23 protein-coding genes are annotated in these 21,515 nt (G+C 41.7%); 8 read left to right on the top strand and 15 right to left on the bottom strand.

All coding sequences use genetic code 11. From position 1 onward, the window contains the following. The first annotated feature begins 154 nt into the window (after window positions 1-154). Window positions 155-1,246, top strand: a complete 1,092-nt coding sequence (locus FIV04_RS26205; protein ID WP_152471348.1) for a diguanylate cyclase — start codon at window positions 155-157, stop codon at window positions 1,244-1,246. A gap of 49 nt (window positions 1,247-1,295) precedes the next feature. Here the strand turns inward: FIV04_RS26205 and FIV04_RS26210 are convergent, their stop codons facing one another. The 8 genes from FIV04_RS26210 to FIV04_RS26245 form a co-directional block, all read right to left on the bottom strand. Then, window positions 1,296-2,447, bottom strand: a complete 1,152-nt coding sequence (locus FIV04_RS26210) for a GGDEF domain-containing protein (RefSeq protein ID WP_152471349.1) — start codon at window positions 2,445-2,447, stop codon at window positions 1,296-1,298. A 233-nt stretch (window positions 2,448-2,680) separates the two neighbouring features. Then, window positions 2,681-2,941, bottom strand: coding sequence for a hypothetical protein (locus tag FIV04_RS26215; RefSeq protein WP_152471350.1), 261 nt, complete (start codon window positions 2,939-2,941; stop codon window positions 2,681-2,683). A 232-nt stretch (window positions 2,942-3,173) separates the two neighbouring features. Then, a complete protein-coding gene (locus FIV04_RS26220; protein ID WP_172974344.1) occupies window positions 3,174-3,713 on the bottom strand; it encodes an outer membrane beta-barrel protein in 540 nt (179 codons plus the stop codon). Window positions 3,714-3,896: 183 nt separating this feature from the next. Next, window positions 3,897-5,330 carry a hypothetical protein gene (locus FIV04_RS26225; protein WP_152471352.1) on the bottom strand — a complete coding sequence of 478 codons (1,434 nt, stop codon included), beginning with the start codon at window positions 5,328-5,330 and terminating at the stop codon, window positions 3,897-3,899. A gap of 139 nt (window positions 5,331-5,469) precedes the next feature. Further along, on the bottom strand, window positions 5,470-6,423 hold the full coding sequence (locus FIV04_RS26230) for a ParB family protein (protein ID WP_152471353.1): 954 nt from the start codon (window positions 6,421-6,423) through the stop codon (window positions 5,470-5,472). Between the two features lies 1 nt (window position 6,424). Beyond that, window positions 6,425-7,672 carry a ParA family protein gene (locus FIV04_RS26235; RefSeq protein ID WP_152471354.1) on the bottom strand — a complete coding sequence of 416 codons (1,248 nt, stop codon included), beginning with the start codon at window positions 7,670-7,672 and terminating at the stop codon, window positions 6,425-6,427. 420 nt (window positions 7,673-8,092) lie between these two features. Next, the gene (locus tag FIV04_RS26240) at window positions 8,093-8,521 is read right to left on the bottom strand and encodes a TetR/AcrR family transcriptional regulator (RefSeq protein ID WP_152471355.1); all 429 of its coding nucleotides are present in this window, start codon (window positions 8,519-8,521) and stop codon (window positions 8,093-8,095) included. 527 nt (window positions 8,522-9,048) lie between these two features. Beyond that, window positions 9,049-9,381, bottom strand: a complete 333-nt coding sequence (locus FIV04_RS26245; RefSeq protein ID WP_152471356.1) for a hypothetical protein — start codon at window positions 9,379-9,381, stop codon at window positions 9,049-9,051. 280 nt (window positions 9,382-9,661) lie between these two features. Here FIV04_RS26245 and FIV04_RS26250 point away from each other — a divergent pair, with 280 nt between their 5' ends. Together FIV04_RS26250 and FIV04_RS26255 are read left to right on the top strand one after the other, a co-directional pair. After that, the gene (locus FIV04_RS26250; protein WP_152471357.1) at window positions 9,662-10,402 is read left to right on the top strand and encodes a MipA/OmpV family protein; all 741 of its coding nucleotides are present in this window, start codon (window positions 9,662-9,664) and stop codon (window positions 10,400-10,402) included. Window positions 10,403-10,420: 18 nt separating this feature from the next. Then, a complete protein-coding gene (locus FIV04_RS26255; RefSeq protein ID WP_152471358.1) occupies window positions 10,421-10,657 on the top strand; it encodes a hypothetical protein in 237 nt (78 codons plus the stop codon). Window positions 10,658-11,200: 543 nt separating this feature from the next. On the opposite strand, the gene FIV04_RS26260 is transcribed toward FIV04_RS26255, so the two are convergent. From FIV04_RS26260 to FIV04_RS26275, 4 genes are all read right to left on the bottom strand, one after another. After that, window positions 11,201-11,980 carry a hypothetical protein gene (locus tag FIV04_RS26260; protein WP_152471359.1) on the bottom strand — a complete coding sequence of 260 codons (780 nt, stop codon included), beginning with the start codon at window positions 11,978-11,980 and terminating at the stop codon, window positions 11,201-11,203. 334 nt (window positions 11,981-12,314) lie between these two features. Continuing rightward, a complete protein-coding gene (locus tag FIV04_RS26265; RefSeq protein WP_152471360.1) occupies window positions 12,315-12,584 on the bottom strand; it encodes a Txe/YoeB family addiction module toxin in 270 nt (89 codons plus the stop codon). Continuing rightward, complete coding sequence (locus FIV04_RS26270; protein WP_152471361.1) at window positions 12,577-12,831, bottom strand: type II toxin-antitoxin system Phd/YefM family antitoxin; 255 nt, start codon at window positions 12,829-12,831, stop codon at window positions 12,577-12,579. The genes FIV04_RS26265 and FIV04_RS26270 overlap by 8 nt, the downstream gene beginning before the upstream one ends. Before the next feature lie 144 nt (window positions 12,832-12,975). Further along, entirely contained in the window at window positions 12,976-13,242 is a 267-nt protein-coding gene (locus tag FIV04_RS26275) for a hypothetical protein (RefSeq protein ID WP_152471362.1), read from the bottom strand. 485 nt (window positions 13,243-13,727) lie between these two features. Here FIV04_RS26275 and FIV04_RS26280 point away from each other — a divergent pair, with 485 nt between their 5' ends. Further along, window positions 13,728-15,026, top strand: coding sequence for a hypothetical protein (locus FIV04_RS26280; protein WP_152471363.1), 1,299 nt, complete (start codon window positions 13,728-13,730; stop codon window positions 15,024-15,026). A 481-nt stretch (window positions 15,027-15,507) separates the two neighbouring features. Further along, a complete protein-coding gene (locus FIV04_RS26285; protein ID WP_152471364.1) occupies window positions 15,508-16,917 on the top strand; it encodes an HIRAN domain-containing protein in 1,410 nt (469 codons plus the stop codon). 752 nt (window positions 16,918-17,669) lie between these two features. Here FIV04_RS26285 and FIV04_RS26290 read toward each other — a convergent pair. Next, on the bottom strand, window positions 17,670-18,431 hold the full coding sequence (locus FIV04_RS26290; RefSeq protein WP_172974345.1) for a DNA/RNA non-specific endonuclease: 762 nt from the start codon (window positions 18,429-18,431) through the stop codon (window positions 17,670-17,672). 153 nt (window positions 18,432-18,584) lie between these two features. Here FIV04_RS26290 and FIV04_RS26295 point away from each other — a divergent pair, with 153 nt between their 5' ends. Genes FIV04_RS26295 through FIV04_RS26305 form a run of 3 tightly spaced genes read left to right on the top strand, consistent with a single transcriptional unit; the run spans window position 18,585 to window position 20,703 of the window. Further along, the gene (locus FIV04_RS26295; RefSeq protein ID WP_152471366.1) at window positions 18,585-19,307 is read left to right on the top strand and encodes a hypothetical protein; all 723 of its coding nucleotides are present in this window, start codon (window positions 18,585-18,587) and stop codon (window positions 19,305-19,307) included. A gap of 25 nt (window positions 19,308-19,332) precedes the next feature. Further along, entirely contained in the window at window positions 19,333-20,334 is a 1,002-nt protein-coding gene (locus FIV04_RS26300) for a DUF559 domain-containing protein (protein WP_152471367.1), read from the top strand. Between the two features lie 6 nt (window positions 20,335-20,340). Continuing rightward, window positions 20,341-20,703: a hypothetical protein gene (locus FIV04_RS26305; protein ID WP_152471368.1), complete on the top strand. Its 363-nt coding sequence runs from the start codon at window positions 20,341-20,343 to the stop codon at window positions 20,701-20,703. 186 nt (window positions 20,704-20,889) lie between these two features. Here the strand turns inward: FIV04_RS26305 and FIV04_RS27075 are convergent, their stop codons facing one another. Then, the gene (locus FIV04_RS27075) at window positions 20,890-21,036 is read right to left on the bottom strand and encodes a hypothetical protein (protein ID WP_172974346.1); all 147 of its coding nucleotides are present in this window, start codon (window positions 21,034-21,036) and stop codon (window positions 20,890-20,892) included. A 47-nt stretch (window positions 21,037-21,083) separates the two neighbouring features. Beyond that, window positions 21,084-21,509, bottom strand: a complete 426-nt coding sequence (locus FIV04_RS26310; RefSeq protein WP_152471369.1) for a PD-(D/E)XK nuclease superfamily protein — start codon at window positions 21,507-21,509, stop codon at window positions 21,084-21,086. Window positions 21,510-21,515 lie beyond the last annotated feature (6 nt).

The following is a 21,515-nucleotide window of genomic DNA, read 5'->3' on the forward strand; positions in this document are numbered from 1 at the left end:
TCGTCAAACAACCAGCCCAACCACAAGCTCTATTGACATTTCAATCACTTGTGTATTCTTTTGCCCAAAAATCTCAAAAATAAGAGACATATACTTCTAAAATAAGGAAATATTCTTTATTATTTACCGTATATAAACACTAAGAATATAATTTATGAAAGCTTTCGTTTACATCGCATTAGCATCGTCAGTAATTGGATTAGCGGTGCTTGATTTCAATGTATCTGCCGTTAGCAGAATAGATAGCATGGCTGAATTTTCTCAGGCAATCAGAAATTACACCTCAAAATTGAATCTTTCAGCAGCGCAAGACTTTCCCTATAACGTGCCCAGTTTTGCAGCCGTACATGTAATGAAAGAGCTCAATGACTTGTCGGTCAATATGAAGTACCGAGAAGTCAGTAATAACCCGTCTAATCGGCAAAACTTAGCTAACGACCATGAAAAAAAGATAATCATGGGTGCAAAAAAATCCGTCGCGCAATATGGATTTTCAAGCGATATAGACCATATATACCTGATCAGGTATGACCCAATTTACGTGAAAGAAAGCTGCCTTAGTTGTCACGGTAAAGTAGAGAATGCCTCAGCCCAGCAACATCGTCACTACGGTAAAAAAACGGGTTACGGTTACAAGGAAGGCGACCTATATGGTGTAAAAGTGATATCCATCGACATCACATGGTTCTTAATAAGATACCTCGCGTTTTTGGTCATATTTGTCATCCCTGTCATCATGTGGTTTAAGGGGTTCGACAAAAAGTTAACAGAAGCTCTTAACGTTGATTCCCTTTCTGGTGCTTACAACAAAAACTACTACCTGAAGAGCAAAGATCGCCTGATTGATAATGGATATGTTTTACTGTTTGACGTGGATGACTTTAAAAATATCAATGATACCTATGGACACACATGTGGCGACAATGTCATTTGGCAAGTGTGCGAACTGATAAAGTCGAAATGTCGAAAGACCGATATGCTGTTTAGATTTGGTGGTGAAGAGTTTGTTCTCTTTCTGAAAGGTATAAACTCGAAGGAGAGAGTTATCAGCATTGTGGGGGACATAATGACCGAAATATCTGCTCACGAATTCGTTCACGAAGGAATAAAGTTCAACGTTACGGTATCAATTGGTATTTGCAAAAAAGCACCATCAATCAGTACGGAAGATGCAATATCAAAAGCGGATCTAGCTATGTACGATGTGAAGAAGCATGGTAAAAACAATTTCAAGTTTGCCGATTAAAAAAGCCCCTCTTACGTGGGTGCTTATCTTTCACTTTCGAAAGATTGGCTCAAACGGTTTTTACGCCCGAATTTGAATGACAATATGCGCATTCTTCAAGGCAAACAATGTACTGGTTTCGTCCCGCTACTTTCGCTTTATACATCGCTTTGTCCGCACGTTGATAAAGCGATTCAAAGTCATCTTTATCCCCGAATTCAGCAATACCTATACTCACCGTCACGTGTTTTGATATCGATGATTTGGGATGCTCAATGGCCGTTTTGGCCAATGCAGTTCGAATATTATCCACAACACTAGCTGCCTGATGGGCGGACGTTGCCGGCATAATGAGTGCAAACTCCTCTCCACCAATACGACACACGCTGTCGATTTTACGCTTACATTGAGAACGTAGAATTGCGGCGACATTCCTAAGACATAAGTCCCCGGCAGGGTGTCCTTTTGTATCATTGTACTGTTTGAAAAAATCGATATCTAGTATCACGATCGCGAGTGTCGACTTTGAACGGCGGGCTGAATCAATCGCTATTCTAAGAGCCGAATTAAAGCCTTTTCGGTTTTTAATTCGAGTGAGTTCATCAACATAAGATACCCTTTCAAGCCTATGAATTTGGTTAAAATTTTCTATAAACTTCGACTCAAAAAGCTCAAAGAACTTATTCGACATAGAATAGAAAGCCATCGATAAAATGGGAAACTTCATCGCGCTAATTAAAATATCTAACATGATTACATTTGGTCGAATCGAGGTTAAATAGATATAAAAGCAGACAATAGGCAACGTCCCCGTCGCTAATACAACTCGATTCGCGTTCCAGCTCATCAACATGATAAGAAATAAAATCAATAAGATTTTTTTGCCATCATCAGGAGACAAAAAAGCCGACGCCGTAATATGGGTTAAGAGAATAGCACTGATACTAATAAGTAAAGCGTAAGTGGAGAGTAAAACGTCATAGTAACGCGCTGGTTTGTTCAGGAAAAAAACGCCACAACTGACTAGCAAGAGAGTTGCGCTTATTGCCAGTGTTGAGAAATACTCAGGAGAGACACTGCGAGGATCGGCGACAATATAGTAACCGACCGTCATGCATAGCAATGCTTGAGTGACAATAACCCATAGGTACCCGTAATGAAGAACTTTGTATCGGATTTCACCTATAATCGACTTACTGCTTAGATTGACATCTTGGTTCATAGTCACTGCTTATTTTTATTACTTTACTCTTATGCCTCGGCACGCAAACACCAAATGAGAATAGACAACAACCACGAACTCATTTGGATTCCTATGAAAGGCGACAGCTCCCTCTTTTTATCAGCTTTCTGAGTAAGGTTTCATGCATAACAACACATACATAATTGATTGTTTTAACGGTTTTTAATCATATGAATTGTGCAATATCACTTCTACTCATTGTTGTAGAGTGATTATTGTTCCATTCCACATTTTTGCTCATATTTTTGGATCATGTTTTTTATTTTCAATGGCAGGCAATCATAGGTTCCTGCTTTGTAACACGCCATGATACTGCGCTGTGTAATGTGGTCAGGGGCCATCAATCCTTCTTTTTCATTTCCCTCATCAATGAATGCAACAATAGGCATTCTTCCGAACATTGCGTCGTGATAATACCCAATTACATAGCAATCCAAGATGCATTGCGATAGGTCGCTATTTTGTGTATCCATCACATGTTTCTCTTCTATCTCATCAAGCACCCACAGTGTGCTTGTGCACTTTGTATCTAGATGAAAAATAGTAATCTCCTTAACAACCCGCAAAGTTGACTGGCACTAATTCAAGAATATAACAACAACCAGAAATAAAATAAAGGCTAACACCCCTTAATGAAAGAAGAGGTGATTGGGCTCAATCAAACAAAAAGGGCTCTAAGAGCCCTTTACTTTGTTATACATTTGATTAGAACTGATATCCGACAAACCACTTCGTTTGGTCATAGTCGGGGAAATAATCGTCACTTGCTGAGTTAGAAACATATTCAAAGCCAATGACTAACGCTTGTTTAAAAGTCGCTCGCACACCTAAGCCAAATCCCATGTAAGCACTGCTATCTGAAGCTTCAGCATAGCTATTAGAGAGTGTAAATTCCGTCTCTTTGATACCAACTAGGCCGTATGGCTTGATTTGAAAATCTTCATTCACATCGAATTTTTTACCTAAATCAACGTTGATACCAAACGTCGTAGTCTCGGCAAGCACTGTATTGTATGTTTCGTCAGCTTTCGCAAACGATAAAGATACCCCTAGGTAATCATTAATATCACCGCCAAACGTTAATTCAAAACCTGCTGGTTCTGGGATGTATTCGTCTGCGGTTTGGTCAATTTTTCCAACAGATACATACAATTTTGCGGGCTCATGTTTTACATCGTCTGCTGCAAATACTGAAGCACTTGAAACAATAGATGTCATTGCGACGGCAAAAAGAGTTTTATTCATTTTTGAGTTATTCATGGTTGTTATAAGTTTATATGTAACTAGGTAGTTAACTAGGTGGCGTATACTACTCTGTGAAAATTAAATAACAACACCCATCCTTTATATTTCGAGCAAAAACTTAATCGAGCGTGTAAAAAAGCCCCGCTCTATGGTGGGGCTAGCATCAATAATCAGAATCGGCTTTTACTCACACGGTACTAATGTCTCTTCTGATTGACCACACAGCTTCTTGTGTGTGCCATTGGCGAAATAGTGAGATTGTTGCCAGTTTCCGTCTTTGTCATGGGTGGTCACGACTTGAGTTGGATCGCTCCCCCATTGGTTGCGAGTTCGGAACCAATAACTTGTGCCGTAATCGGACTCGTCATAGAAATCGTGGCTGATCCCTTTGGTTTTAATGGCTGCGATTAACTCTGCTTTTGTGAGGGACTCATCGCCAATCAAGTACTCAAGGCCGCTACTCGTTGCGCTGTTGTAGGTATGGTGTGAGTAATTGGTGAGTTCCCCTTGTTGGCCAGAGAATGTTTTAAGTAGAACCGTTTGTTCGACAGAACCTTGTTCATAATCAGCAGCTTTACAGGTATTCCAGTCCTCTACAGACAAGTAAACCGTGTTATTGATGCCATAAGAATAGGGCTTATCAAGACTCTCTAGCGCCTCAGCAGAAGCACACTGATAATTCGAGCTATGAGAGTCCCATATCAAACCATGAGCCGTCTCTACATTGATGCCATTTCTTTGCACCGTTACCAACTGGTCTTGGCTGAACAGCTTAATACGGGTTTCTAAATCTTCTGACATCTCCCACACGTTGCTCGTGTAGTTGCCGGTAGATGGCTGGATGAACTGGCGTCGGTACCACTTATCTTCGTAGCCTTCTTCTACGCTGTATTCACCAAGGAAGAACTCTACAAACGCGATCGCGCTTGGGTTCTCATCTCGAATCGCCTTGGTCTCTTTGTAAGTCTTTTGTAGACCAGGAATAAGACGCTTGGCCAAGGTATGCGCTTCTGTGTCATTGGTATCAATGTAATCGCCATAAAGCCGTTCTGCAGTGATGTTGTAACGTGTGTGCATTTGAACTTCTTGGTCACGTAAGCGCTGTGCAATGTCTTTACGAAGTGCTTCACCTTTGATTAAGGTTTGGCAAGATAGAGGTTGCTGGGTAACAGTCCGCAGTTCGCTTTCAACCTCACTCCAGATCACGGATGTGAGTGGTGTGACATTTTTGAGGTCGCTATCAGTGGTGAGTGCAAACTCAGGTGGGATTACCATTTGGTAGGCTTCTTGTATCGGCTCTTCTGGTTTATCTAGGTCAATCGCCCCAATGGGAACGTCAACGACCACGGGCACATACTTAACGCACTCTTTAATGTCTGGGCCAACAACAAGCTCAAAGTCACCCTCATCTACAGTGACAATATGTGGCTCGTTCGAGTCTAATACCTTATCAAAGTCGAGATCGAGAAAGACGGTTGCACCCTGAATATAGCCATCAATCGCTTTTCCTTGAATGGATACTGACGTTCCATCCGAGCCGCCAGAGCCGCTACCTCCGCCGCATGCTGTCAACATTATTGCTGTTAGCGAAGTGGCGAGCATTTTCTTATTAAACATTGTTATTTGCCTAGTTTGGATCATCTGAAATTTTAGGGAGGCAGATGATAACAAACCCAACAAGATTTTTAAGGACGAAGACCACTATTTCTTAGAGTTAATGGCAATAAAAAAGCCCCGCGTTATAGCGAGGCTCATGTTACTTTTGGTTAACCTTGTCAGAGATGAACTGGACGATTTCATCGTACATCTCTGTGGGTAAACGACTCAGCTCAATCTTCAGTCCGCGTTTGTCGCTGCTACGAGAAACTTTGGCGTACTGGTTCTTGTCCTCAAACTTCGCTATAGACTCGGTTTTCCAAGAAACCTTCGCTTCTTTCTTGGTAAGTTTCGCCTCTATCGCGGCTAAAACGAGCTTCTGTTTGTCTTCCACATTTTCTGCATCGTCTAAGTTGAACTTAAGTGAGCGGATAAAGTGTGTAATTGGTGTATTTTCTTTTGCTAGCTGCTTTTCAGCTTTAGCAAGCTTGGCGTAGTAACCGTTTGGGATACCCTCACAATCTGGGAATACCTCAATCATGCGTTGGTCAATTGTTGCTGCAGTGAAGCGCTTACGACACGTTTCACGACCTATGTTTAGGTGCGCTGCAAGTTCATCAATCTTAGTGAAGCCTTGCTCTTGCATAATGCTTGCGTAGTCCGCACCTAACTCTCGATAAGAAAGACGCTTGACCGACTGAGTCGTACCAATAAAAGCGATGAGGTCGTCTTGATCTACGTTTCCTTCAATCACCCACAATGGTAAGTCTTTTTTAGCGTGAACACAGGTGAAGCGTCGGCGCGAACTGTCGAGCAACTGATAAGCGCCCTGCTCGTCTTTGGTGGCGACACCTTCAGTGTGTACGCCCTCTTCTTGGATGCTCGGTAAAATATCACGCACGGAATCTAATGTGAGTGATTCTTGGCGACGAGGGTTAAGTGGGTGAATCGCCGTTTTGCTTTCTAACTCATCAGCTTTGACGATCACGCGTTCGGCCATTGCCGTTTTTCCGCTGGCGAAGGTGAAGACTTTCTTTGGGCTTTCAGACTTTGTACGTTTTCCCAGTTGATTGCCTTGGTTAAAACCGGTGCGCTTATCTTGTGGTCGTAACATGTTATAGCCCCTTCGCTGCTAGTTGCTTAATTTCGGTGATGAACTGGTGATAGACGGCATTAACAGACGTCATCGCTAAATCGAACTGTTTACCACTGCAGATTTGCTCTGATTTTCGGATATCCAGTACGGTTCGATTACTTTCTGCAGCAGCAACAAATGCTTCAGAGTGGCGAATAGCAGTTGACAGCAAATGTCCCTGCGCTGCACGCAGTAGCTTGTCGAAGACTTTCACCTCATGAGCGCTCTTCTCATCAAAGTTCACCGGAAGAAGCTTCGCCCACTTCAGGTTTTCACCTTGCGATGGCAGCGCTCTGAACGTACCCGGCATGGTCGCCATGTAATTACTGGTAGACGCAAAGTCGAACTCACGTGGGGTTACTGGAATAAGCACGGCATCAGCTGCTTCATTCACAGCCCATAGAATTGGTGAGTTCTGAGGTGGCGTATCAATAAAGATCAGGTCGTATTCTTCTTTCAGTACCGGAAGGATTTTTTCACGCAGCACACTCACCAACTGTTGTTGGCCGGCTTCATCTTGTCCCCAGTAGCTGTCAACAAAACGTTCGTCTGACGGGAACGCCGGAATCACATCAAGGTTTGGTAGGTGGGTCTTGAATGGAATCGCTTTAACCAGTTCGTCATAGCTAAAGTCGTTAAGGTACTGAGAAAAGTCGCCTTCAGGCTCCAAATCGGCCAGTGCAATGTCGACAGCTGTCATGTACACCGACTCATCATCGGCTTGATGGATGAGGTTTTGGCCCGTTGAACCTTGTGGGTCTAAATCGATCACTAGGCAACGCGCATTGAGGTTAAGGTCTAGGGCCGCAGCGGTCGCTAAGGTAACCGTGGTTGTCGACTTGCCGGTGCCACCTTTATGGTTCTCGACTACCACTGTTGTTGGTTCGAAGCGTTGGTTGTACTTTGGAAAGTCCATAAAATCCATCATGCTCGCCACATCAAAGCGGTTATAAAGATGGGTGCGGCCTTGAATGATAGGTGCACCAATCACGCCCTGCTCTGTTGCTTCATCGATCCGAGTATTGAACGTCACACGCGATAGACCAAACAACTCTTGAAGCTCTTTTTTCTTCAATGAATGGTTGTAGATCAAACGGTCAACACTGCCTTCAACTTCAGTGTCAGTTACTCTGATTTGCATGCGTTCTTTAATCACAGCCTTGAGATCGGCTTGCTCTTGCTGCATGCGTTCGCATACGAGTTCCAATGAATCGATGATGGTGGTCATGAGGTGTCCTTAGTGCCTAAATCGCCTGTAGATACTATAGAGCACTAAAAACAAAAATTAAACCCTGAAAGTGAAAATTACCACATTTAAGGTTTAATTTTATTCTGAAGGGTTAATATCTCAATGAAATTACCAGCTACTCTTTATCGGCGGTGAACATGATCCATTTTACAGTTCGAATTAGAGTGACAATGCCGTCTGACCACCCAATGCCACTTCACTTTTGAGCGAATAGAGCAGCTCGAATAGTATGAAGAGCCTGTTCCTAGGCTTGAGCTAATGGCTTTAGTACTGTTCTCACAACCTAGAAAGCAGCTCTACTGCGGCAAGAGCTTTAACAGCAGAGTATTTTTCAACCTAACACTTCAGCTAAAAGTTACAGCGTAACACAACCATCACTAGTAAACTCAAGAGTGGAGACTAGACATTGATAACAGCGTAGCCAATCGCCATATAAATCGCGTTTTGTATATCCTTTTCATTACCTTGAATCAGCTCAGCAAGGCTTTCTACACCTTCTTTACCATTGAATACGTCATCCAAATTAGTGATGAGATTTCTAAACATTCTGTCTTCATCTACTGCACTTTTCCAAGATTGATAAAAAGCATTTGCGCTAGAAAAATCGAGTGCTTGATGAACTCTCTCAAACAACGAAGATTTGATCTCTCGCAGCAGATCTTCCTTACGTTTGAAATGGCAATTAATCCCAGAACGACTGATGTTGGCTTTCTTAGCTATGTGAGAAAACGTCATCTTATCTCGGCCTTCCAGAACAATAATTTTAATCGATGCATCGATAATATTTTGGCGTGTTTGCTTGGCAACAGCTTGGCTAACTCTTGGCATATCAATCTCCTTTTGTATGTCTATGCTACACACTTAAAACTATACATCCAACCCTTATTGCGGAAAAGTTAAACTCATTAATTCAAATTTAACAATGAAAGAACAATAATAAAAAAACAAAATAACGCATATAAATTAGACACTTAAACCAAAAAAACCAAATAACAATTGAATCTAAATCAATTTAGAGAACTTATTTACCAAAAAAATAAAGGCCAATATACTTATTAAGGTGATAATTGAGGTCAAGAGAACGAGCACCTACAGACACTCAAACGTCGAGAATCGATGAAGAAAAAACAACCGTTACTTCTCTACTACAATCGCATCGGAGCCGCTTTTTCTGATGTTTCGTGAATAAAATAACGCGATATTCTTACTATTAGGATAGGCCTTTAAGAAGGGTGAGATGATCATCGATAGGTTGGTAAAAGAATAGAGACATCATATAACTTAAAGTCAGTAACCAACAGAAATCATTGAAAATTTCATGTTCTAAATCCAAATAATAGTTGAGATTTTTCTCGCTATTCATTGTTATATTGGCCATTAATTGCTAACTCTTGGCCTAAGGCAATTAGTTGACACAACTTGTTTGCTGATTGGAGATTTTCGACACGATACAGTGTATCGCTATTGTAAGGTCTGCTTCTGCAGTGCCCACCTTTTTTGCGTCTATACCAGCAATCAAAATATTTTCCGAGCTTGTACCACCGACAAACCAGTTCTGTATCAGTGCGCTTAAATCCAACCATGATGAAATGCCCAATACGCGGCGAATCTTGGTTAATAACTTCGACGTGAATGCCATCAAGTCCTGTCAGCCTTTCAGTGATGAGTTCGATAATCTGTTGTTCCATAGTGTAGGCCTCTGATTTTATGGTTCTTTATGAAGGGTACTAAGAAGAACGACTTCTTCTTCCAGAAAACGATTAGATAGCTAGTGCCGTATGACGTGAATCAATGGACACCTGTTATGTTTTTAGTGCATTTTCCGACCACAATGATAAGATACGGACAGCATCCTTTATTTGATGGGTAAAAATACCTATACAGACGCTATAAGACAATAGAAACAAGCTTTATTGGATTTTCTTTTGTCACAAAAAAATATGGCACCCTCTATTTATTTGGAAGATCATGAAAAAGTTAACTACCGCACTATCGTTGTTCGCACTGGCACTATCGCCGCTCACCCATGCAGAAGTCGGCCTAGGCCTGACTGCAACTTACTCACCTAATGTGTACAAAGGCGGAGACACAGAAGTGACGCCATTCCCTCTGTTCAGCTACGACAACGGGCACCTTTTTGTGGAGGGGGTTGAAGCGGGATACAGACTCATGCCGAAGGGCTCTATGAGTAACATCGTACTTTTTGTGGCATACGATCCACGAACTCTCGACGCGAGCGAATCCGATGATGCCGACGTTAAAAAGCTCGATGACCGTGATTCTTCGTTTATGGGTGGTGTTGCCTACGTTCTAACATCTGGCAATGCGCAATTTCGTATTGGTGCAGGTACTGATATTGGTTCCGTTCATAACGGCATGTATGCAGAAACCAGAGTGAGCTATCACATTCCTATGGGTCCGATCGGCTTAATCCCTGCGATTGGTTATTCATTCAATAGTGACAAGCTAAATGAGCACCTATATGGCGTATCAGCCGCAGAGGCCGCAAAAACTCGCTTCGATGAATTTACCCCCAACTGGAGCGGTCGTTACTTCGTTGGTTTGTCTGGGTACATGTACCTATCTAAAAACCTGCGTGTAACTGGCGGTGTTCGTTACGAAAACCTCGATTCTGAAATAGAAGAGAGCCCTATCCTTGCGAGCACCACGTCAGTGATGGGCAACGTTGGCGTTAGCTACACTTTTTAGCATCGTATAAGTTGAACAATGAAAAAGCTGATATTGATATCGGTTGTGTTTGCAACATTAGTGGGTTGTGGGCGCGATAGCATTAGCAATGCCACAGCAAACACCACGAAGGCCGCAGCGGAAAAAACCGTTGCCATTGACCAATCAACCTCTGAACACTTGATAGGAACGAAAAATGGCCATGTCGCGGCGGGATTTGCAAGCCTTGCAGCCTTCGCACACAACGAGCGTGAAATAGCGATAGAAGGTAATTAAGAAACTCATTTAAAGGCAGTTCTTGTCGATAATATAACTCGCGCAACTGAGTTCGACCTTGTCTTAAGAAAGACGGTCAGTTTCTTTGATGTAATAGAGGGGCACCCTGCACCTCTATTGCATCCTGCCGCACAAGGATGAACCTCTACAGAAAAAGTACATTGGTTCGTCTTTTTGGCTACTCAATACCATGCTTCTTACAGAATCGGCAAACAAGGCCCCATCCGACAACGGCAAGCAAACAGACAAAGCCTACACATAAACCAATATAAATCATCGCACCTGTCATCATCACACTGCCCTCTCGTGTTGAGCAAAATTAAATTCTACCCAAGCTTAAAAGCGGCCACCCAAGTAAACTCAATGTATGTTGTTGAATGCTCAAGGCTCCAGCGTCTGCTGCATGGTATCAACTTCAGTTAAGCACTACCGATTAAGGTAGCATTACAGCGAGTACTTCCTAAATAAACCAAAACGGTTAAGTGTAGGTGTTACAAGGTAACCAGCTGATTCTAAAGGGCACCTTCTCAGACTAGGTCTAGCTTAAATAGCATTGGACACTTTAAGCTTCGCAACTTGCGCCAACAATGCCGTCTTAGCGACATCGATTTTTTCAGGGTTGGTTTTTACTGAAAGATCCTCTCTTGCTTTCTCATTCAAGAAATATGAGATCCTTTCGGCATTGGCTCCCGAAGGATGCGGTAGCCCACTTAATATTTGCTCTTGTCGAATCACGCCCTGTCTTGCGCACAGGTTTAAAGCTTCTTCCACCTTTGGTCCCAGTGGTACATAAATAACCCGTTCTCCTAAACACGCAAGTTCTGGGATCAGGTAGTTCTCTATCTGCTTGCGTAGTAGAGGATTCGATACCATCGATGGCGTACCGCTGTAGTTTTTCCCAGATTTAAACACTGGGTACCTTAACGCTGATGTATAGTGAACTAAGTGGCTACTTCCGCCAAAGAGTTCGGATGTTGATGAGAGTCCCAAGAGTTCATCAATCCCCACAAAATCGAGTAGGCGAACTAAGTTAGAGCGCATTGGCCCACCAAAACTGGCCGTATTCTTAGCCGTTCTTTTTGCTTCCTCACTCGACGCGCCACGTTTTAGCTGCTGGCACGCTTCCTCTAATGCAAGTTCAGCTTGCTGATGCCCAGGCGTGATGCCACATATGACAATCTTCGCTTTAGTGTTGATGTGATCAAACGGAGCATAGTAAACCGATAAATCACAGCTCTCTTCCATTAAAAGGGGCGCTGGCAGTGACTTATCACTGGTGTTTCGTTCAAAGGATTTAATCGTATTTAGGTAGTTTTCAAACATGTTTTTTACTGTAGGTAGTGAACAACGTTAGAGCGATAATCTTACTGAGTCCAAGTGAAAATCAGCTCAATGAGCTCACTCTTGAGGCTCCAGCTAGACCAGCTTCTGCCCTCAAGGCAGACCCTAACAATCACTTTGATTTACCACTGTGATTTTGTTCTCAGAATGCAGATACACGTCTCCTCATAGACACACTCAAACGTATAGGACTTTGGGCTATCAATAAGCGGCGTTACCTCAACCATTGTATTGAAACAAAAAACGCAACGCCCGGTTAAATGCCTGGTGTTGCGCTTTCAAGATTAAAGATGGATTAACAGCGTTCTTAATACGGCTAGTAATGGTAGCGACAAGAAATCACCGTGATGGCTTGATCATCTACTGCATAAACCAATCGATTGGTTTCATCAATCCGCCTAGACCAAAACCCTGATAGGTTCTCTTTTAACGGCTCTGGTTTCCCAATGCCTTCAAAAGGCGAACGCTTTACATCGTTAATGAGTTTGTTGATGCGCTTTAATGTTTTCTTATCTTGAGTTTGCCAGTATAAGTAATCATTCCACGCCTCATCAGTCCATGAGAGTAGGCGTTGACTACTACTCATCGATTAGCTCTCGCTCCGTTGTTTTACCAACACGATATTGCTCAATAGAACGACTTAAATGCTCCGCGTTCTTAGGTGAACGCAGCAAGTGCACCGTTTCCATCAAGCTGTTGTAGTAATCTAAAGACATCACAACGGCATCTTCGGAGTCGCGACGAGTGATCACTGTGGTATCAGCATCGTCCACTACCCCATCTAATACAGACTTAAGACTGTTTCTTGCTTCAGTAAAAGATACGATTCTCATACTAATCTCCACATGTACATTTTATGGGACAAGTATAAACGCAGACTCAAAAGTTGTACAGTAAGTTGAACATGTGAGAGAGCTAGAACATCTGTCGAAGATGACCTCTTGGTGAGAGCGTCACCGACTAGCTGTAAAATTCAATTAGAGTGCGAGTTTTACCTGCTGACGGATATAGGCAGGAATAGAGAGTTGCTCTTCAGAATCTTCAACTGGTATTGGCTTAATGGTCTGTTCAACGATGAGATTGAGTTCTTCATAACTGACACCTACCACTCTGCAGGCCGTCATCAAACCGTTGATGAAGTGTTTCTTGTCACGCTTACGTTGATGCTCTTCAGTTGGGATAGAAGAATACAACTCACACTCTTGTGTCAGTAGTGTGAGTAAATCTTTTTGGGCGGTTATCATAGCGACTCCGAGGTACAGGTTTTAAAAATTATCGCCTCTGGCCAAACGTATTTCTTAGATGTTGTTCTAAGAAGTTATTCTTCCCTACTCTACTCACCCGAAAACGCTGGGGACAATGGGGGTTGTTTTGCGTGAAAACAGAGTGGAGAACATGCTCATTCTTGCTTTGTAGAACGCTACCAAACGCCCTACTTCACTGGGCTTAAGCGACACATCGAAACGAGCCAACACCCCCACTACCCCACTCAAAAACTTCTGGGGACAAAGGGGGTTGTTTTTGATGGGCAACCCAAAATATTAGGAAAGACAATTTTGAAGTCTTAGAACGCTTTGGACAAAACTGCTTTAGATTCCTACAACTCTACCCATCATATTCTAAGCCACAACCTGAATGACGTTGTTTTTGCTGATATTATGAGTACTCAATTCTGAATGAGTCGTACATAACGCCATACCAGTTTCAAACAACAAGGCCCGTCAGCGAAATGAACAAACATCTCAACCTCTTTAGAACCTACGCAAAGAAAGAGCGTACTTACCAACTCGAAAATGACTTAACTCGCGCTCTCGCAATCTGTCTCCAAGAAGATGCCTTGTTTCTTCATGAAGTGCTTAAGTCGATATTTGATGGGGATGTTCGTTACAACAAACTTTTTCAAGACATCAATAGCCCGCCAAAGCTCAAGATCTCCATTCAAAAAAACGCCGAGAGTATTAAGGGTTATAGCCACATCTACGCCGTGAGTTTGAGTGAAGCCGAGATGGTTAACTTCTGGGGACAAACGCGAGTAGATGAGTATGACCCGATATGCGATCTCGTACTCACCATTAACGATGTTTGCATCGTCATCGAAGCCAAAAGAGACGGCATAGACTGTACAGCTCAGTTGTTTAACCAGATCTTCAATATTCTCCGCAAGGACAAGTTATCGCTCACTGAATGCAAGAACATGGTCACCGATAGGGACCTCAACTGGCAGAAGCTGATGACCATTGCAGTGAAAGTATCAAGCTTTGAGAAAATGAGTGGCAACAAAAACCGCTTCTTAGCTGATTTCATTCAATTGGTGCGAGATCATAACCCAGAGTGGCTTCCAGCAACGCCAATTGCTTCTCTTAACCCTAATAGCCACAACGCGATATACAGGCGCATTCGCATCTCTGTAGAGGAGCTTGTGGCATCTAGAGATAACCTAAAGCTCTTAACCTACAATGATCGCCTTGGAACAACCTTTTCTAAGGGATGGGCTAATGAAGTTCTCTTTGAAGTCTCTCCAGAGACAGGCGACTTAATCAGTTCAATTTATCCAGCAAATACGAAATCACAGGGATGGCACATCTTCCATAAAGATCCCCAGTTTAGTACTGCATTAAAGCTGGATGGTCAATCTTACCCCTTAACTATTGGCTATCACGTTAAGTTTTCAGGACAGGGTTACATTAGTGGCCTTTGGTTTGAAAAAAGTAAGATGAAAAAGAACTTATACACACATGAGACATTCAAGAATAAAACAGGGCGATACGCGAGAGACACTTGGCATGAGATAGAAGAGCTCCTTGATGAGCACTTATCTTACGATTGGAGAAAGCAGTCTAAGTGGCAAACGAAGATTCTAGATTCAAATCGTACCGTTATAAATGTGGCGATTGGTTACGTCATTAAATTAACAGTACCGAAAGAGGCTTTGGATAAGCTCGATACACAGATCCATGATACTAACGAGCTAACAAAGCTGATGGGTTGTATCTACGATGCTTTTGAAAATGATCTGATAAACAACTAACAGGTTCGCTTCAGTCAAATCAGAAAATCGCATTTTCTTACCGTTAATCTAAGAGCTTTAACGCCCCCCCGTTGTGCCGCTCAAACTCTGGGGACAACGGGGGTTGTTTTGAGTAAAAATAGTGTTGGGAACACGCTCACTTTGTCTTTATGGAAAGCACCCAAACGCCCTATTTCACTGGGCTGTAGCGTCACTTTGAAACGAACCAACACACCTACAATCCCACTCAAAAATCTGTGGGGAAAATGGGGGTTGTTTTGCGTGAAAATAGGGTATGGAACACGCTCACCTGGCTTTATGGAAAGCCCCCAAAAGTCTTAATTCACCGGCGATAGTGCGAGAACTCTTTTGTGTAAAATGGAGCGGAGCACAACTTTATCGAGGTACCCCCCATACGTTCAACCTAGAATATAATTAATGTCAATACGACTAAAACTAGAGTCAGATATTCTAATCATCCATATTCGAAGCAATTGATTATATGCAACACTATAAAGATGAAATAGTATCGGTTAATGGTACTGAATATAGAAACTTAAACGAAGGTTTTTATAAACGATGCAACATAGATGATGACGTTTTGTTACTCAGAGAACCTGACAATCCTTATGATTTAAACGCTATTGCAGTTATTTACCTAGGAACAAAAATTGGCTACATACCCAGAAAAGAGGCGGGGGGTAGGCTAGCTCATATAATCGACACTGGTAGATATTACACAGCCCAAATAGCGAAAATTACACCATGGAAAAAACGGGATAAATTCCGAATCAAGATTTCTACATTTCCCAAAGAGACAAAACAAACCTATCGCAGGGAACCAACACAGCGCAAGAACAAGCCAAGATCACAGGCATTCTATACACAGAACCATACTGAAGCCATCAAAGAAGCTAAAAACAAATGTGGGATTTATTGCATCGCATGTAAGAATGGTAAAAGCTATATCGGACAATCAAAACATATAGGAATAAGATGGCAGGAACATATAAATGATTTAAGAAGAGGATTTCATTCCAATACATCGTTAGGGCGTGATTGGGCTGAACTTGGAGCTAGGCAGTTTAGATTTGAAGTTATTGAAGAGTGTTCGCCATCACAATTAGATCAATTCGAAAAATATCATATAGAACAAAAAGGTTCATACCTCTGTGGTTACAACTCTACGGCTAATGGACAGGCAATACCTGATTTCGAAAAATTCGACATTAAGCGAAAGCTTCCAAAAGAATCAATTATTACGAGGACCTCACCTTGTGATGATAAGCTTATTTCTAACAGGAACATTTGTGAAGAGGTTCTTCGTGCCACTAATAATTCGAACTCGACAAATAAATTTGCCGCTAATGAGAAATACGAGATTCAAGCTAAAGACACGGCTGATCTGTCGCTAACGGATCAAATGAGTTTACAGAGCATCACACGAAAAAAGCAGAAAAAGAACGTAAACTTATCTTGTATAGATAGCCTATCAGTGCAAACTACATGCGTTTCTTCAGAAAGGTCGAATACGAGGACAACAGAGTCAAGACACACGGAACATCAAAGTCATCAAACACGCCCAGAGTGCCATCACTTTAAGACTGTCACAACTAGTGCCGTTCGTCATTTCCCCAAAAAAGAATATTCTCAACAACAATATGTTAATGAATTAGCCAAGCGCATTCCCAATGCAGAGGCTATAGTCAACTCTAGAGAGTTTAATGAATGGCTAATGGCTTCACCGTCAGCCATTAGAGAAAAAAGTAAATCTCTCGATCCAAGTGACGGCGCTTTCGTGCTACGAGCTTATGAAAGGCATAGAGCTTGGAAAGAGTTTGTACAACGTAATAAAGAGTCAATGCTTAGTAAATTAAGGCGAAAAATAAGTAAATTGAGACAGCTTTTCTAAGGCCCTATTCCACATAGCTTCAGTACCACATCGTAACTAGCTAATACAGCCACTATTCCAATTAAAAACCTTTGGGGACAATGGGGGTTGTTTTGAGTGAAAACAGAGTAGGGAACAGGTTCACTATGATTTTATGGAAAGCAATCAAACGCCCTATTTATCTGGTCTGGAGCGACACATAGAAACGATCTAATACACTCACTACCCCACTCAAAAAACTTTGGGGACAATGGGGGTTGTTTTGCGTAAAAACAGAGTGGGGAACACGCGCACTATGGCTTTATGGAAAACATCGAGGCGCCCTATTTATGTGGGTTGCAGCGACACTTCGAAACACCCTAATGAACCCACGATTCCACCCAAAAATCTTTGGGGACAATGGGGGGTGTTTTGCTCGAAATAGGATAGGGAACACACTCACTCTGTCTTTATGAAAAGCACCCAAACGCCCTAGTTCATTGGGCTCCAGCGCCACATGGAAACGAGCCAATACACCCACTGTCCCACCCAAAAACCTTTGGGGACAACGGGGGTTGTTTTGCGTGAAAACAGGGTAGGGAACAGGCTCACTCTGTCTTTATGAAAAGTACCCAAACGCCCTATTTCACGGGGCTTCAGTATCACATCGAAACGAACTAATACAGCCACTATTCCACCCAAAAGTCTCTGGGGACAATAGAGAGAAGTGACAAGAATGATTATTTGTGAGTTTTCCAAACGTTAACTAAACGATTCCATATAGACCAAGTTTTTCAGCGGCATAAAACCGTACTCTTTGATTCCACTATTTCGATAGTGTCTGGCAGTGATGGAAACAAATCTAAGCCTGAACGTTCTTCTACATTATTCAAGGTAACTCTCATCCCACAAAATTTGTCACTTCTTCGACTCCTTTGATCCATAATGAAGCTTTCTAGATAGACCTGCTTACCTTCCTTAAATCCAACCACCTTCCAATATCCACTAGGAATCGTATGTTTTTTGGTTGTATGAGGTAACTTAGGCATCTCTCTTTCATATAATGGACCAGTGAGAACATAAGCATCCACGCCTCTTTCTTTTACTAATTTACGAACTTTTTCTTCCAAGTACTTCCATGGTCCTTGATTTAACTCCGATCTTTGCGGCGTTATATTGCTCAAATAATTAGCTTCTTTCCATCCGGAGAATCCACATACAGATGCCAGAGGAACTTGATGCCCGCGGTCAATGCCGATAGCCTCATGCGCTCCTTTGTAATCTTTGGGTGACAGCGTTTCAACATTCGTGAGTAGCGGGTCAGCTTTCCATCTCCTAGAGCAGCCAGACTTTATGGATTTTTTTGTTACAACATATGCTGCCCAATCTGTAAATTTCGTATCATCATTACTACTAATTGTATAAATTTCTCGAACAATAAGGTCGTTACTAGCCTTCACCCCCTCAGGGCATCCTCCTATACAGTGGGGGGTGTGAACCTCAGATAATGTAGAAAAACTTAACATCAAAAACAATAAACCAACCAATCTACTCATCTTACTTTCCATTTGGTTACTAAATTAACACTAATAAACATTCACCAAGATAATACCCTTCCCTCAACCTAATAACATGTTAGATGTAACAAGTTAAAACATGTAAAATGTCGTTCCATAAAAAATCAACATTCAAGATATTGGAAAAGATAGATGGTTCGTGCGTTACTTCTTATCATTATGAGCTTTACCACTGTTGCTTGCTCAACTACAGCCTCTGAATATGACTTTGATTCGGTACGTGAAATTACTGAATCTAGCCCATATTTTTACTATTCAAGTTATTCATACAAGTTCAAAACCAAACGTATAGACGGTTCAAATAGAGCCATTGCTAACTCCTATGACAATGTAGTAAGAATAGAGACAAGCCGTGATTACCACTACGTTTCTATCAGCATAGAAGCGCTAAAGTCTCATCTATTAAAAACACCGAAAGAACAAAGCTTGTTAGAGAGCTCAAACAACATCCTTTTGGATACAGGTAAGTCTTTCGATTTCGAAAAAAATCAAAAGGAGATCACTTTCAAAGCTCATCATGGTGATTTATACGCAAACTATATTGTTCTAATAGGGGGAGACGAACAAGAGTTATCCATTTATATACCATTACCAACACAATCTTGTTTGCAGTCAACGCAAGGAATACCGACAAGCTGTAGTTTTGATACTGATGAATGCGGATTTCTATATGCAACAATTATTGCCAATGGTTCAGTTATCGACCCTCATTTTAAATACCCTAGCTCCTACCTAACTTGCAATATCGACCCTAGAGAAGCGCACATGTTCTCTAGCCAAGTTAGCAATGCAACCTCAAGTTCCCCTGAATGTGCAGGAATGACTGAATTAGAATGTATTTTCTATCAACGATAGATTTTGAGTAAATAGTCGTAGAAAAATGATTACTTGGAAAGATTGGAAACAGAAGTACAAAGATGAAATTTGGCACATTGCAGGGTTCGAGGAAGCGTTTGTCGATAATATTCTAAGTAGATTGCCCGTAATCGAGCCAAAAGATGTAATACCACAATTTAAGTTTTACGATGACCAAGGTAAAACCAGATACATTGACTTTCTCATAGCCAATGAAGCTAAAGGCTACATGCTACCTATTGAGTTAGATGGGTTGGCCAAAGACCAAAACCATAAGGATTGGGGAGATTTTCTTAAGCGCCAAAACGCGCTTGTCACTAAGTTTGGCATAGTTCTTAGATTTACAAACAAACAAATGTTTAATGACTCTCACGATGTAATCAATAAGATCCAACAAACTCTTAGCTTACAACACGAAAGAACATTGAGAAATGCTTCGAATAAATCTGTAGATCAAAGACCAAATTTCGAAAGAAAGCCAGGTGTCCCAGCACCCGAAGATACAGATAACGTTGCAGCCACAAGCAAAAACAAGAGCATTATATTGGTTGCGGCTCTTGTTCTGATTGCATTTTTTTCAGTTCTATTGGCTCAAAGCAATGTTACTCCGAATAAGGAGTCGATCGCTATTAAACCTAAATCAGACATACAAGCTGAGAGCATTGATAATTGGGAGGAAGTTCCCGAGGTTGAAATACAACTAGAACTAGGTGGTTTCCATTCAGAGAAGCCTCCCATAACTACTAGTGAAGCCCGATATCATGTTGGCTCACAACGTACAACTTGTGGTGTTCTAATTCAGGTATCAAACTTTAGTAAAGGAACCTACTTAAACTTCGATCAACCATTTCCAAAAACTCGCTTTACCGGAGTAATTTGGGATAGTGACAAAGAAACTGTTTCACTATCACATAGCTCCCTTATGAATCTAGTTGGAAAAACAGTATGCGTAAATGGTGAGATCTCGACTTATAACAATCGACAACAAACAATCATAACCCAGCCCAATCAACTAAAGTTCAACTAATCGACAATGAAAAAAATACATATCGCTATAATTATCGCACTCGCACCATTTAAAGCCATATCAGAGCCTAAAATTGATGCTTACAAGGCACCATTTTATGTAGGTGAGACTGTAATGGCTTGCGGGACGGTTAAGCAAGTCAGCGCCAAAAAACAAGCTAACTTTCTAAACCTCGATGAGCAATATCCAAACCAAACACTTACATTGCTAATTTGGAACAACAACTTAGATACATTCACAAAACGATTTGGAGACCTTAATTACCTCAAAGGTCATAGAGTTTGTGCTCGTGGAAAAATTACTGAATACAAAGGCAGCCTACAAATTAAACTTACCAACGCACAGTTTTTACGCTTAATGAGAAAATAGAGTAGGGAACAGGCTCACTCTGCCTTTATGGAAAGCAATCAAACGCCCTATTTATCTGGGCTGCAGCTACGCTTCGAAACGAACCAACACACCTACGACCCGACTCAAAACCTCTGGGGACAATGGGGGTTGTTTTGAGTGAAAACAAGGTAGGGAACATGCTCACACTGACTTTATGGAAAGCATCTAGTCAGGTTTGAACCCAGTACCGTTGCAATGTTGACATTCCAATGGCTCATAATCATCTTTGCTTAAAAGTCGCTTGGTGAAAGAGTTAACTTTACCTACACCAGTACCTTTACACGATGGACACTCTTCGCTCTCTTGATTCATAGACTTTCCTTGCTCCAAATATGAGGCACCTAAGTGCCTCATTGCTATCACGCAACTTTAGGGTTGTAATGCCTTGTTAAATGGCTGTGTAAGTCATTTACATTGAGTGCCAGCAACTTAGGTGCTGTACTCCTTTGTGCATTCAGAAATTTAATAGCACGGTTGTGCTTTAGTAACTCTTCGCCAGCACAGACAACTAAATATTCTTGATGTTCAGAGTTAGCAGCATCCATCGCGGTATAGGCTAGCTTTTCGATGGCAGTTCCATGTGACTCTTGATATTTAGCAGCGATCTGTACAGTACCCAAAGATGTATGCAGCACAAAGTGAGCGTAGTCATTTTTCCCTGGAAGTAGAGTACTTGGGTATCGTACGTTACTTTCAAAGGAGTTAGGCTCACCCGATGCGCTTTCTTTAAATCCTATGGTTTTTAGGCAAGAACTAATATCTTGTAAGAGATGTTTTCTAGACATACATCC

The sequence above is a fragment of the Vibrio sp. THAF190c genome (assembly GCF_009363355.1).
Classification (GTDB): domain Bacteria; phylum Pseudomonadota; class Gammaproteobacteria; order Enterobacterales; family Vibrionaceae; genus Vibrio; species Vibrio fortis_A.

Bases quoted from the DNA above. Each gene is read 5' to 3' on its own strand.
- FIV04_RS26295 (WP_152471366.1), top strand. From the start codon at position 18,585: ATGGTTCGTGCGTTACTTCTTATCATTATGAGCTTTACCACTGTTGCT.
- FIV04_RS26250 (WP_152471357.1), top strand. From the start codon at position 9,662: ATGAAAAAGTTAACTACCGCACTATCGTTGTTCGCACTGGCACTATCG.
- FIV04_RS26255 (WP_152471358.1), top strand. From the start codon at position 10,421: ATGAAAAAGCTGATATTGATATCGGTTGTGTTTGCAACATTAGTGGGT.
- FIV04_RS26245 (WP_152471356.1), bottom strand. From the start codon at position 9,381: ATGGAACAACAGATTATCGAACTCATCACTGAAAGGCTGACAGGACTT.
- FIV04_RS26290 (WP_172974345.1), bottom strand. From the start codon at position 18,431: ATGAGTAGATTGGTTGGTTTATTGTTTTTGATGTTAAGTTTTTCTACA.
- FIV04_RS26310 (WP_152471369.1), bottom strand. From the start codon at position 21,509: ATGTCTAGAAAACATCTCTTACAAGATATTAGTTCTTGCCTAAAAACC.
- FIV04_RS26215 (WP_152471350.1), bottom strand. From the start codon at position 2,941: ATGGATACACAAAATAGCGACCTATCGCAATGCATCTTGGATTGCTAT.
- FIV04_RS27075 (WP_172974346.1), bottom strand. From the start codon at position 21,036: ATGAATCAAGAGAGCGAAGAGTGTCCATCGTGTAAAGGTACTGGTGTA.
- FIV04_RS26210 (WP_152471349.1), bottom strand. From the start codon at position 2,447: ATGAACCAAGATGTCAATCTAAGCAGTAAGTCGATTATAGGTGAAATC.
- FIV04_RS26240 (WP_152471355.1), bottom strand. From the start codon at position 8,521: ATGCCAAGAGTTAGCCAAGCTGTTGCCAAGCAAACACGCCAAAATATT.
- FIV04_RS26305 (WP_152471368.1), top strand. From the start codon at position 20,341: ATGAAAAAAATACATATCGCTATAATTATCGCACTCGCACCATTTAAA.
- FIV04_RS26205 (WP_152471348.1), top strand. From the start codon at position 155: ATGAAAGCTTTCGTTTACATCGCATTAGCATCGTCAGTAATTGGATTA.
- FIV04_RS26280 (WP_152471363.1), top strand. From the start codon at position 13,728: ATGAACAAACATCTCAACCTCTTTAGAACCTACGCAAAGAAAGAGCGT.
- FIV04_RS26225 (WP_152471352.1), bottom strand. From the start codon at position 5,330: ATGTTTAATAAGAAAATGCTCGCCACTTCGCTAACAGCAATAATGTTG.
- FIV04_RS26230 (WP_152471353.1), bottom strand. From the start codon at position 6,423: ATGTTACGACCACAAGATAAGCGCACCGGTTTTAACCAAGGCAATCAA.
- FIV04_RS26300 (WP_152471367.1), top strand. From the start codon at position 19,333: ATGATTACTTGGAAAGATTGGAAACAGAAGTACAAAGATGAAATTTGG.
- FIV04_RS26260 (WP_152471359.1), bottom strand. From the start codon at position 11,980: ATGTTTGAAAACTACCTAAATACGATTAAATCCTTTGAACGAAACACC.
- FIV04_RS26275 (WP_152471362.1), bottom strand. From the start codon at position 13,242: ATGATAACCGCCCAAAAAGATTTACTCACACTACTGACACAAGAGTGT.
- FIV04_RS26265 (WP_152471360.1), bottom strand. From the start codon at position 12,584: ATGAGTAGTAGTCAACGCCTACTCTCATGGACTGATGAGGCGTGGAAT.
- FIV04_RS26285 (WP_152471364.1), top strand. From the start codon at position 15,508: ATGCAACACTATAAAGATGAAATAGTATCGGTTAATGGTACTGAATAT.
- FIV04_RS26235 (WP_152471354.1), bottom strand. From the start codon at position 7,672: ATGACCACCATCATCGATTCATTGGAACTCGTATGCGAACGCATGCAG.
- FIV04_RS26270 (WP_152471361.1), bottom strand. From the start codon at position 12,831: ATGAGAATCGTATCTTTTACTGAAGCAAGAAACAGTCTTAAGTCTGTA.
- FIV04_RS26220 (WP_172974344.1), bottom strand. From the start codon at position 3,713: ATGAATAAAACTCTTTTTGCCGTCGCAATGACATCTATTGTTTCAAGT.